This is a genomic window from Catenulispora rubra (assembly GCF_015356825.1).
Classification (GTDB): domain Bacteria; phylum Actinomycetota; class Actinomycetes; order Streptomycetales; family Catenulisporaceae; genus Catenulispora; species Catenulispora rubra.
This window is the reverse complement of sequence record NZ_JAACYW010000356.1, coordinates 1-11,174: the sequence shown is the minus strand read 5'-3', so window position 1 is coordinate 11,174 and position 11,174 is coordinate 1. Positions and strand designations below refer to the sequence as shown.

Genomic DNA, 11,174 nt, shown 5'->3' with positions numbered 1-11,174 from the left:
CCTCGCACCAGATCAGGTCCGAACACCCGTCAGGCACCACCAGCTGCCGATGCACACCCGCCCCGACAGCAACCTGCGTCCACGTGCACGCCACAAAACGGCCCGGCGCCCACCGCGCCCGCTGCTCCGCATACACCGAGGTCATCACCCCCGACGCTACCCCCGACGACCGACAGGTGCGCTGCGGCGGCGGGCCGCCGGCTGGGGATGGTTGCCAGACCGCGCCCGCCGCAACCGCTGCCCCGGCGCGCCGCCTACCCCACAACCGGGAAAGCCACCGGACTCCGCAACTCACCAGCCCCCACCGCCCGCACCCCGAACTGCACATTGTCCTTCGAGATCGGCAGCGTCACCGTCGTCACGTCCCCCACGGCCAGCGCCTCGGTCCACACCGCCGCCGTGGTCTCCCGCAGCACCACCTCGTACCCCGTCAGCCCTGCGTCGTCGCCGCGGGTCCAGGTCAGCGTCGTGGTGTTGATGCCGCTGAAGTTCGGCGGCGGCGTGGTCAGGATCGTCACGCCCTTCGGCGTGCCCGGGCCGGCGGCCAGGGACCACAGGGTGGCGGCGTTCACGCGGGTCACGCGCGCCAGGTAGTCGAAGTCGCAGAACTCGGGCAGGTCGCCGTACTGCACGCCGTCGGCGACGCGGGTGTCCTGGTGTTCGTGGTTGAAGTTCTCGCGCGGCTCGGTGAACCGCCCGGCGGGGTACGCGTGCTGGAGGAACGAGATGTGGTCGCTGCCGCGCAGGTACCGGTCGCGGCGCCAGACCACGCGGATCTCCATGTCCGTCGCCTCGTTCACCGCCACGTCCTGCGCGAAGCGCGCCAGCTGCCGCGAGGGCCCGTCGTTCTCGCCGCCGACCGCCTGCCGCACCGCGGCCTGCGCCGCGGTCTCCGACGTCGGCACGCCCTCGACGAACAGCCGCACCGTGTGCGGGTCCGGCGGCGTCCCGTCCCACGCGCTGCTGGCGCCGACGATGTCGTTGCTGAACATCCCCTGCACGTCCGTCCCGGACGCCTTCATCTGCGCCGCCATGAACGCCGAGCCGTAGAGCCCCTGCTCCTCGCCGGCGACGGTGGCGAACACCAGCGTCCCGGCGAAGCTGCGGGTGGCGAACAGCCGCGCCGTCTCCAGCACCGCCGCCACGCCCGAGGCGTCGTCGTCGGCCCCGGGCGCGTCGCTGGTGAAGTTCATGACGTCGGTGACCCGCGAGTCCAGGTGCCCGGTGACCACGTACACCCGCTCCGTGGCCGCGGTCCCCTTCAACGTCGCGATCACGTTCGTGATCGTCGTCGGCACCGGAATCCGCGACCCCACCGGCTGCACGAAGCTCTGCCGCGCCACGGTCATCCGCCCGCCGGACGTCGCCGCGATCGCCTCCAGCTGCGCCACCACCCAGTCGGTGGCCGCCCCGATCCCGCGCGCCGGATCCGTCTGGCTGGACAGCGTGTGCCGGGTCCCGAACGTCGTCAGCTTCAGTACCGTCGCCTTGAGCCGCGCCGGATCGATCTGGGCGAGTAGACCGCGCAGCTCCCGGCTCGGCCGCTGGCGCCCGATGCCGATCGGCGTCTTCCCGATGCCGTGCGCCGGGGCGGCATCCGCGGACGCGGCCGCCGGAGCGGCGACGAACGTAGCGGCAGCCCCGACGACCGCCGCCCCGGAAAGGGCCTGCCGCCGGGTCGGGCCGGAACGAGGAAATCCATGCTCTGTCACGATGCGCCTCCGGGAAACAGGGGAGTGGCCGTCGCTGCGGAACCTACTCGCGGCCGGGCCCCGCGCAATGGGATAAACCTTCTTTACTCGATTCCTACACGCCCCATGTTTCGCCCCCGGCGACTTCCGCCTTGCCGGCGCCCTCACCATCAGCGCCTCCGGCGTCGTCCTGCGCGGCTCCGGCTCCGGTCCGTCCGGCACCCGCCTCATCGCGACCGGCACCCCGCGCGCCGTCGTCACCCTCTCGGGCACCGGCCAGCGCCAGGCCGCCGGGCCGAAGGTCGCGATCACCGACGCCTACGTCCCCATCGGTGCGACGACGTTCCACGTCGCCAGCACTGCCGGCCTGAAGGTCGGCCAGAACGTGGTCGTGCAGCGCCCGCAGGAGGAGAACTGGATCCACGCCATCGGCTTGGACAAGATCCCGCAGCGCTCCGGCGGCGGCACCGTCCAGTGGAAGCCCGACGCCGGCCTGCAATTCGAGCGCACCATCACCGCGATCTCCGCTGGCACGAACACGGTCACGATCGACATCCCGCTGACGAACGCCCTGGAGAAGCAGTACACGCACGCCGTGCTCTGGCCCTACACCTTCCCCGGCCGCATCACGAACGTCGGCGTCGAACACCTCTCGGCCGACGGCCTGGCCTTCACCACCGCCCCGAACTACGCGACCCAGGGCTACTTCCAGTCCGCCTTCGCCTCCTTCGGCGCGGTGGACGGCGGCTGGGCCCGCGACATCGTCGCCGACGACTTCGGCTCCGGCATGGGCGACGTCGGCGGGAGCGCCAAGCGCGTCACCATCGAGGACACCTCCGCGCTCGGCATGGAGAAGGCGATCCCGCAGGACATCCACGCCCAGCCGGTCGCCTACACGCTGGCAGGCCAGCAGTCCCTGGTCCTGCGCTGCCAGGTCTCCGGCAGCAACCTGCACGCCTGGGCCACGCAGGCGCTGACCGCCGGCCCGAACGTCTTCAGCGACTGCACCGCGACGGACGTCGGCGGCAAACGCTTCGCGCCGGGCCGCACCAGCGCTGGGCTTCGGGGACGTTGTACGACCACCTGGTGATGCGCGACGGGAGCGGCGGCACGTCGCCGACCGAGCTGTCGCTGATCGACCGCAACAACGAGGGCAGCGGCCAGGGCTGGGCCGGCTCGGCGCAGGTCGCGTGGAACACCGACACCGGTACGTATGCCTTCCAGAGCCCGCCGACGTCGTACAACTGGGACTTCGGCGCGCTCGGGAAGGCTTCGGCGCCGCTGGTGCCCGGGTTCCCGGCGGTGACGGTGTCGGCCGGGACACCGGTCGCGCCGGTGTCCCTGTATGCCGAGCAGTTGGCTGAGCGCTAGTAAGCTAGTAAGTGGACTGACCGGACGCCCGTCAGCACTCTGTTCCGGGCAGGCCGCCTATACCTCGCGCAGCAGGATCCCGCGCACGTAGGCCGCCTGCCCGGCGTGCTGCAGCGTGTCCGACACGACGCTGATCAGCCGCACGCCCAACGTCACCGGCGGGTCCCACCGCGTGTCGACGACCCGGTCGAACTCGTCGTCCGCCAGGCCGCCGACGTAGGCGACGGTCGCGGCGTGCACGGCGTCGTGGTAGTCGGTGAGCACCTCCACGGACGGCACGTTCAGCTTGCCCACCTCGCGCGAGGACTGCCCGTACCCGACGGCCGCCACCGGGTAGGGCGAGCCGAACTTCGCGTCGAAGCCCTGCGCCGTCCACACCTGCTCGAACCCGGCGACGTCGGCGACGTGGTCGTCCTGCACCCGGGTCAGGTGCCAGACCAGCCAGCCGACCGGGTTCGCGTCGTCGTCGAGGCGGCGGTGCAGCTGGTCCAGGCTCAGGCCGTCGACGGCGGCGTGGACGCATTCGTTGACCCGCCCGAAGGCGTCGACGAGGAGATCGTGACCTTTCATGGGAGCACGGTATCGAAATCCGGTGGTCTGGACGGCGGTGGTGGCGCCACTCTGATCGTGCCCTGAGTCGTGCCCTGGTTCGTGCCCTGAGCCAACCTCGCCGGCGCGCACTCCGCAGCCCTTGTCCTCTGCCGCACCTATTGGTAGAACGTGTTTCAGTTTCGCGTGACGCACCGATCACCCGGCGACGAGGGGACACGGACCATGGCCGGCACCGAGCACTGCACCGTCGAGCGCGACGGCCACACCCTGGTCGTCACCATGAACCGGCCCGAGGCCAAGAACGCGCTCTCGCTCCCGATGCTGGTCGGCATGGCCGACGCGTGGGTCGAGGCGGACGCCGATGACGACGTCCGCTCCATCGTGCTCACCGGCGCCGGGGGAGCGTTCTGCGCCGGGATGGATCTCAAGGCGATGAACATGGCGCAGGGATCCGTCTACGCCGAACGGCTCAAAGCCGATCCCGACCTGCACTGGAAGGCGCTGCTGCGGCACTACAGCCCGCGCAAGCCGCTGATCGGCGCGGTCGAGGGCTACGCGGTGGCCGGCGGGACCGAGCTGATCCAGGCGTGCGACATCCGCGTCGCGGCGTCCTCGGCGACGTTCGGGCTGTTCGAGGTGCGGCGCGGCCTGTTCCCGGTCGCCGGCTCGACGGTGCGGCTGCCGCGTCAGATCCCCTACAGCCACGCCATGGAGATGCTGCTGACCGGGCGTCCCTACAGCGCGGCCGAGGCGCGGGACATCGGGCTGGTCGGGCACGTCGTGGACGACGGCAAGGCGCTCGACAAGGCGCTGGAGATCGCCGCGCTGGTCAACGCCGCCGCACCGCTGTCGGTGGAGGCGGTGAAGCGGTCGGTGAAGGAGACCTCCGGGATGGGCGAGGCCGACGGCCTGGCCCGGGAGTTCGAGATCGGCTGGCCGGTGTTCGCCACCCAGGACGCCAAGGAGGGTCCGCGCGCGTTCGCCGAGAAGCGCGAAGCGGTCTGGAAGCGCCAATAGTGTGACCATTCGTCGCCATTGGTGACGATGTGGATGCGGAACGTACCGGTATCCCCGGTAAGGGGCACCCGGACGGCCCCGATTGGGTTATTGGGGCATCCGCAGGGCAGAGTATGAACCGTGCGTCTCGATCACGTTTCTTATGCTGTGTCCAACTCCGAGCTCGGCTCCACGGTGAACCGGCTCGGAACGCTGCTCGGCGCGACGTTCCGCGACGGCGGCGTCCACCCGCGCTTCGGCACCCGCAACTTCGTGCTGCCCCTGGCCGGCGGCTCGTACGTGGAGGTCGTGGCCCCGCTGGACCACCCCGCCACCGACTCCGCGCCGTTCGGCAAGGCCGTCAAGGCCCGCGCCGACGAGGGCGGCGGCTGGCTCGGCTGGGTGGTGGGCGTCGACGACATCACCCCGTGGGAGCAGCGCCTGGGCCGCCCGGCCGCGGAGGGGCACCGGGTCCGCCCCGACGGCTTCGACCTGCGCTGGAAGCAGCTCGGAGTCTTGGACCTGATGGCCGACCCGCAGCTGCCCTACTTCCTGGCCTGGGAGATCGCCGCCGACCAGCGCCCCGGCGCCGGTGCCGTGAACGGCATCCCGGCGTTCGAGCGCCTGGAGATCAGCGGCGACCGCACGCAGGTGCTGTCGTGGATCGGCGGCTCGCCGGACCACGACCCGCTGGAGGAAGTGAAGGTCGACTGGATCGACGCCGAGGAGCCCGGGGTGCTGGCCGTGCACTTCCGGTGTGCCGGCGGGAGTGTTCGGATCGACTGAGGGTTTCTTCGGTCTTCAAGCTTCACGCGCGAGTGTTGTCGGTGCAGGCCGACGGCGCTCGCGCTTTGTTTTGGGTGGGGGCTGACGGCTGACGGCCGGCGGCCGCGCTGCCCCGTTGCTCAGCCGCCGAATCCGAAGCACACGAACCCGCCGATCCCCGTCGCCGCCGACGCCTCGGCCAGTGCCGCGGCCGGGGGGCGCCCGGATGCCAGTGCGGCGTGCAGGGCGAGCATGAGGGTGCGGGTGTCGGAGTCGTCGACGGGGGTGACGCTGGCGATCAGGGTGCGGGTGCCGAGGGCGAAGACTGCTGAGGCCAGGCCCATCAGTTCGTCGCCGGGGCGGACGCCGGACAGGGCTGACTCGCAGGCTGACAGGACCAGCGTTTGCGGGGTCGAGCCGAGGCGTTCCAGGTCGTAGACGTACAGCGGGCCGTCGTGGGCGTCGAGGCTGGAGAAGAGGGGGTGGTCCGCGCGGAAGCGGCCGTGGGTGGCGACGTGGGCCAGGGCGGCGCCGTCGAGGGCGCGGGCGGCGTCGGCGGCGGTGGCTGCGGCCCCGGACAGTACGATCGCGTCCGGGTAGCGGGCGGCCAGGGCGGCGATCTCCGGTTCGGCGTGGTCCAGGCCGGGCCCGGCCATCAGGACGGTGCCCAGGCCGGTGGCCGAGGTCGCGACGGTGCCGGAGCCGGCGGCGCCGCCGACAGGGCTCACGGCACCAGCAGCACCAGCCGTACCCGCAGCTCCCGCAGCACCCGCAGCGTTCGCCGCAGCCAGCCACAACCGCGCCGAAGGCGTCACGCTCACCGCCCGCCCCGCACACGTCGGCAGCGCCGTCCACGGCAGCGCGTGCAGCGACCCGGTCGGCACGACGATCAGCGGCCGGTCCGCGACCCGGTCCGCGACCCGATCCGCGACCAGCTCCGGCCCGTCCAGAGCCCGCCGCACCGGCTCGAACAACAGCCCGTCCAGCACCTGCCGGCTGTGGTCGTAGGCCTGCACCGCGGCGACCTGCATCACCGCCGACCCGAACCGCCGCGACATCCGATTCATCGCGAACCGCACCACGTCCAGCTGCTTCAGCACCGCCGCGTACGAACCCAGCCGGTGCCGCCGCACGACCCCGTCCCGCACCGTCACCGCGTGCAGTTCGTCGTCCAGCCGCACGAACTCCACCAGCACCCGCTCCCCGAGCGCCCCGGCCAGCGCGGCGGGGGAGAAGGGCGGCTCGGGCGCGTACGTCCCGCGCGCATACCGCGACCGGTCGCGGATCGCCGCCTCCAGCCGCAGCCGCTCGGAGTTCAGCCGCGACACCTCCGAGCGCGAAGTCCCCAGCGTCGTCGGCGCCTCCACGGTCGCCAGGTCCGCCACCACCCGCCGCAGCTCGGCCAGGTCGGCCGCCAGCTGCTCGTCGTCCGGCGGCCGCACCGGACGGCGCCGCAGCGATGCCGCACGCCACGTCTCGGCCCAGCGCAGCACCGCCCGCGCGTCCCCGCGCTTCAAAGCCAGCTGCAAGCCCAGTTTCGCCAGTTCTTCACCGCGCGCCGCGGCGTGCGCCCGGAGGTCGGTGGCGCCCAGGACGGCGTTGTTCTCAGCGTGGACGCGCAGCCCGGCCTGCACCGCGCGCTCCGCGGCGGACAGCCGGCCGGTGCTCAGCGCGTGCAGCGCCTGCGCGTGCCAGGCCAGGATCCTGACCTCGGCCACGCCCCGGTTCCGGTGCCGCGCCACCTGGTCGAACAGCGCCTGGGCCTGCCCGACCCGGCCGAGGTCGGCGGCGATGCGGCCGGCCAGCAGCCGCGCCTCGTGCGGGGCCACCGGCCAGCGGGCCGCGGCCAGCCGGTCGGCGATGGCCTCGGTGTTGCGCAGCAGCGTGGCCGAGCGCTGCCCGATGGCGAAGGACGCTGCGATCTCCGCGTGCCGGGCCAGGTCGGCCCAGGTGTTCCGGCGCTGCCGGGAGAACATCGTGCGTGCCGTGCCGGCCGCCTCGACCGCGGCCTCCGGCTCGCCGGCGGCCAGCGTCGCCCAGGCCTGATACAGGTAGGACTCGGCCAGGTTGTAGCGGAACCCGCTGGCCTGCTGCTCGGCGATCGCGGTCGCGACCGTGGAGCGCGCCTCGGCGGCCAGGCCCACGGTCAGCAGCATCTCGGCCTTGTCCGTGTACAGCGGGGTGCCGCGGCGGCCGGCCTCGGCGTATCCGGTGGCGGCCCGGTCCAGCAGGTCCAGGGCCGCCGGGATGTCGCCGCTCTGCCGCGCCAGATAGCCCAGGTTGTACTGGACCATCGCGTTCAGCATCTGATAGCCGCCGCGTTCGGTGAGGGCGTTGGCGCGCGCCAGGTCGGCCGCGGCGTCGCGGTAGTCGCCGACCTGGATCTGCAGCACGGCCCGGCAGTTCAGCAGCAGCGACTCCCAGCGGGTGTCCTTGGCCGCGCGCAGGACCGGCTGGGCCCGCGCGAAGGCCGCCAGGGTCTCGGCCTTGCGCCCCAGGCGGATCAGGACCAGGCCGAGGTTGACGTCCAGCCGCGCGGAGTCCGCACCGGTCAGCACCGTGGCCGCCAGCGCCGCCTCGGCCAGCGCCGCGTCGGTCTTGCCGCGGTCGGCCAGGATCACCACCAGCGACATCCGCGCCTCCGCGGCCCGGTAGGGCGCCCCGACCCGCTCGCCCACGAGCACGGCACGGCGCAGCGTCCGGACGGCGCGCGCCAGGTCGCCGTTCTCCTTCCACGACAGGCCCAGCGCGCGCAGGGCCACCGCGGCGGCCTCGTCCCCCTCGCCCTCGGCCAGGACGGCCTCGGCGGCGGCCCGGCCGACGACCGGCTGGTCGAGGACTCGGTCGAGGGCCTGCTGGGCGCGCATGAGCCGGTCCGCGGTAGAAGGCATGCGGATACTGTCTCAAATGCGAGCCGATTCCTCACAACAAGTACAGACCTCATCGCCGCCGCGCGGGCGCGCGCGGCGGCGATCAGGTGTCGGCGGCGGTCGCGGGGGAAGCGCGGTCGCGGCCGGGTCCGGGTCGGCGGGAAGTGCGGATTCGCCGAGTGCTGAGCCTGGTGGGAACGAAGTCGTGGCGATCTACGAGCGGCGCCTGGCGCTGTGCGGCCGCATCGTCCGCTGCCTGGATCTCAGGTGGCAGCTCGCGCGCGGCACATAGTCGCTTTCCCTCTATGCGGTCTCGCTATGTGGTCTACACGCGTTCGCTATACGGTCACTCAGCTATACGGTCACCCAGCTGGTGACCACGGCTCCGCCGCCCGGCACCGCCAGCGCGACCCGCGCGGGGCCGGCCGGCAGCGAGTCGGCGCTGAACAGCCCCTGGTCGTCCACCTCGACGGTGGTCGCGCCGGCCGGGTGCTCGATCCGCAGCGTCTTGGAACACGCCGGGATGAGCTGTCCGACGAGCTTGCGGCGGTCGCCGATCTCGGTGACCTCCACGACCACGGACACGCTGGGCGCCTCGAAGGTCAGCAGCCGGGTGTCGGTGCCGCGCACCGACCCGCCGGCGCCGGCGAGCATCGAGTCCTCCGCGAGTTCGGCCAGCTCGGAGTCGATGGTCCGCCAGGTGAAGGCCGCGTAGCCGGACTGCACCACCTCCTGCGGCACCGGATCGGTCTCGTCGAACATCTCGCCGAGGGCGGACAAGAGTCCGATGTCCTCTGCTGAGGCCCCGTTCGTCAACTTCGGCATCGTTCCCCCTGGATCAGGTCCTTCATCGTGTGCTCATGTGCGTCTTGACCGGTGTGCGCCGGCGGCGTGGAGTCACAGGCCGGGCGTGCCCGGCACCGTGGTCAGGGCTTTGAGGGCCCGTTTGAGCTGTTCCAGGCACCGCGAGCGGGTCGGCCCGATCGACCCGACGCGCATGCCCAGGGCCTCGGCGACGGCCGCGTAGCTCTCCAGCGGCGTCACCGCGACCACCCTCAGCAGGTTCCGGCAGCGCTCGGAGAGCGTGGAGAAGGCCTGCCACAGATCGCTGCGATCCTGCTCGGCGACCAGCGCCGCCTCCGGATCGCCGTCGTCCTCGGAGTCGCCGAAGAAGGAGACGTTCTCCTCGGCCTCCTCCGAGTCGGGGACTTCGCGCTGCGCCTTGCGGATCAGCCGCAGCGCCTCCCGCCGTGCCGTGGTGGCCAGCCATCCCGCGAGCTGGTCCGGATTCTGGATCCGGTCCAGGTTCTCCACCAGGCGCAGCCAGGTGGTCTGGCTGACGTCGGCGGCGTCGGTGACCGTGAGCCGGAACCCGCGCGCCACCGACCACACCAGACGGCTGTAGTCGTCGACGATCTGGTTCCAGGCTTCGGGGTCGCCGTCGCTGGCCGCTTTCAGCAGCAGCGCGGGGGAGCGGTCCATGTGTGCCTTCTCACTGTCTCGGGCGAACGTCACCGGCGCGGCCGGCGTCAGCGGCCCGCCGGCGACACGACCACCCCGAGGTCGGGGATCCGGGTGCCGACGGGGTCGAGCAGCTCGCTGACGGCGTCGCGGGCCGTCATGTCCTTGGCGGACATCAAAGCCGCGATCTTACCGGCCACGTAGGGGGCGGCGAAGCTGGTGCCGCTCCACTTCGCGTAGCCGTGGAACTCTTCCCCGTTCTCCCGGCCGTGGGTCAGGAACGTGCTGGCGATCTTCTCACCCGGCGCGGCGGCGTCCACCCACCAGCCGTAGTTGGAGAACGACGCGCGCTCCGGATCGGTGCCCGCGGACTGCTCGGCCAGAGCCGCGACCGCGACCACGTCCTTCAGCGCCGCGGGCCAGAACGGCCGGTCCGAGGCGTCGTTGCCAGCGGCGGCCACCACGACGGTGTGCCGGGACATCCGGGCTACGGCGTCGGCCAGCACCGGCGAGGGCCGGTCGTCGAAGGTGAAGCAGCCCAGCGACAGGTTCAGCACGTCCAGCTGGTCGCCCCGGGTGGCGGCCCGGGTCTGGATCCGGGCCATGCCCCTGAGCACTTCCAGCTCGTCGGCGACGCCGTCGGTGCCCAGCACCCGTTCGACCCACAGGTAGCTGTTCGGGGCGTGCTGCAGCAGCACGCCGGCGATGAACGTGCCGTGGCCGGAGTCGGACTCCAGATCCGTGTCCGGCGCCGGGTTCAGGGACTCGTGCTCCTCGGCGGTGCAGGCCTGGTACCACTCGTGCGCGTCGAACCACGGATGCGGGTCGATGCCGGTGTCCAGGATCCCGATGGTGACGCGCTTGGCCGGCGCGCCGTCGCCGACCGGCTGGTCCAGCTCCTTGGAGGGAGTCGGCTTGCCGAACGGACCGCCGGTCATGTCGCCGGGAGTCCCGTGCATCACGTGGTTCGGGGTGACGCTGGTCCGGCGGTGCGCCCCCGCGCCGCCCCGCAGGTCGTGCGTCAGCTCCGCGGCGTCCACGCCCGCGCCGGGCCGCAGCCGCAGCCGGGCGACGCCGAGGTCGGCGAAGTCCTCACGGGAGTCGACCCACTGTCGGGCCTGCTCGTGGACGGCGTCCGCGTGCGTGTTGAGCACCAACAGCTCGTCGCGCTTGATCAACGCCTCATTGGTGCCGCCGACGTGGACGACGTCCGGGTGTGTCTCCAGAATCCGAGCCAGCCGGGCTGCGTGGTTCGTCATCGTGCCCTCCCTGTAAACAACGTAGTCAACACCTATGCTGCATTGCCAATGGCCGCAGGCGGAACTGGACCCCCGTCCCAGTCCCGCCTTCGGTTCCCGCCCAGGCGGTGGCGTTCCCCCACGGACTGCCGCCGCCGGCCTTGCTGTCCCCCTCCCGGCGGTGGCGTTCCCCCACAGATCGCCGCCGCCGGCCTTACTATCCCCCTGGT

The 11,174-nt window shown here is 72.3% G+C and carries 10 protein-coding genes; 4 read left to right on the top strand and 6 right to left on the bottom strand.

Translation table 11 applies throughout. The features are described from left to right. Positions 1-254: 254 nt before the first annotated feature. On the bottom strand, positions 255-1,712 hold the full coding sequence (locus GWK61_RS48435) for a M20/M25/M40 family metallo-hydrolase (RefSeq protein WP_323748098.1): 1,458 nt from the start codon (positions 1,710-1,712) through the stop codon (positions 255-257). 364 nt (positions 1,713-2,076) lie between these two features. On the opposite strand from GWK61_RS48435, the gene GWK61_RS48430 reads away from it, so the two are divergent. Together GWK61_RS48430 and GWK61_RS48425 are read left to right on the top strand one after the other, a co-directional pair. After that, complete coding sequence (locus GWK61_RS48430; protein WP_194920248.1) at positions 2,077-2,781, top strand: hypothetical protein; 705 nt, start codon at positions 2,077-2,079, stop codon at positions 2,779-2,781. Continuing rightward, positions 2,781-3,062, top strand: coding sequence for a hypothetical protein (locus tag GWK61_RS48425; RefSeq protein WP_194920246.1), 282 nt, complete (start codon positions 2,781-2,783; stop codon positions 3,060-3,062). Before GWK61_RS48430 ends, GWK61_RS48425 begins: the two co-directional genes overlap by 1 nt. Before the next feature lie 57 nt (positions 3,063-3,119). On the opposite strand, the gene GWK61_RS48420 is transcribed toward GWK61_RS48425, so the two are convergent. After that, positions 3,120-3,632 (bottom strand): mycothiol transferase, encoded by a 513-nt coding sequence (locus tag GWK61_RS48420; protein ID WP_194920243.1) that lies wholly within the window; start codon positions 3,630-3,632, stop codon positions 3,120-3,122. Between the two features lie 204 nt (positions 3,633-3,836). Between GWK61_RS48420 and GWK61_RS48415 the strand changes: the two genes are divergently transcribed. Next, positions 3,837-4,631, top strand: coding sequence for a crotonase/enoyl-CoA hydratase family protein (locus GWK61_RS48415; RefSeq protein ID WP_194920242.1), 795 nt, complete (start codon positions 3,837-3,839; stop codon positions 4,629-4,631). A 120-nt stretch (positions 4,632-4,751) separates the two neighbouring features. Further along, on the top strand, positions 4,752-5,396 hold the full coding sequence (locus GWK61_RS48410) for a VOC family protein (protein ID WP_194920241.1): 645 nt from the start codon (positions 4,752-4,754) through the stop codon (positions 5,394-5,396). Between the two features lie 119 nt (positions 5,397-5,515). Here the strand turns inward: GWK61_RS48410 and GWK61_RS48405 are convergent, their stop codons facing one another. The 4 genes from GWK61_RS48405 to GWK61_RS48390 form a co-directional block, all read right to left on the bottom strand. Further along, positions 5,516-8,266 (bottom strand): CHAT domain-containing protein, encoded by a 2,751-nt coding sequence (locus GWK61_RS48405; protein WP_194920240.1) that lies wholly within the window; start codon positions 8,264-8,266, stop codon positions 5,516-5,518. Positions 8,267-8,599: 333 nt separating this feature from the next. Beyond that, positions 8,600-9,070 carry a hypothetical protein gene (locus GWK61_RS48400; protein ID WP_194920239.1) on the bottom strand — a complete coding sequence of 157 codons (471 nt, stop codon included), beginning with the start codon at positions 9,068-9,070 and terminating at the stop codon, positions 8,600-8,602. A 72-nt stretch (positions 9,071-9,142) separates the two neighbouring features. Next, positions 9,143-9,727 (bottom strand): RNA polymerase sigma factor, encoded by a 585-nt coding sequence (locus GWK61_RS48395; RefSeq protein ID WP_194920236.1) that lies wholly within the window; start codon positions 9,725-9,727, stop codon positions 9,143-9,145. Between the two features lie 47 nt (positions 9,728-9,774). Then, positions 9,775-10,965 carry a S8 family peptidase gene (locus GWK61_RS48390; RefSeq protein WP_194920235.1) on the bottom strand — a complete coding sequence of 397 codons (1,191 nt, stop codon included), beginning with the start codon at positions 10,963-10,965 and terminating at the stop codon, positions 9,775-9,777. Positions 10,966-11,174: the final 209 nt, after the last annotated feature.